This window comes from Enterobacter cloacae complex sp.6700776 (assembly GCF_048284255.1).
Lineage (GTDB): Bacteria > Pseudomonadota > Gammaproteobacteria > Enterobacterales > Enterobacteriaceae > Enterobacter > Enterobacter intestinihominis.
Genome location: NZ_JBLVYK010000164.1, coordinates 1 through 304, shown reverse-complemented (window position 1 = coordinate 304; position 304 = coordinate 1). Strand labels below are relative to the sequence as shown.

Here is a 304-nt window from a genome sequence, read left to right as displayed (position 1 = left end):
CCTTTATCTTTGCGAAAGTAAATTTTTAAAATATCGTTATTAGCTTCTTGGCGCAGGGAATAGCGGTCGATATCTTGCGGATTGCTGATACCTAAACTTTTCAAATTATCGTACATGTTAGCTCGCTTAATCGTAAGGGACTGTGTCGATGACTTTTAGGGTTATAAATAAGGGCTATAAACAAGGCAGTCTCTTTTTATAACCATTTACTGAGCCCTAATTGCTTATAAAATGATGAGTTACAAAACAACCATTTAATAATAGCAGCTAATTGACCAAGGGCTGTAAATTCTCGGTCATATTA

General features: G+C 35.2%; 1 protein-coding gene. It reads right to left on the bottom strand.

The genetic code is table 11. The features are described from left to right. Nucleotides 1-116: DUF3461 family protein (locus ACNQ0T_RS23720; RefSeq protein WP_417930443.1), on the bottom strand; the 116-nt coding region annotated here is incomplete at its 3' end. Between the last annotated feature and the right edge of the window lie 188 nt (nucleotides 117-304).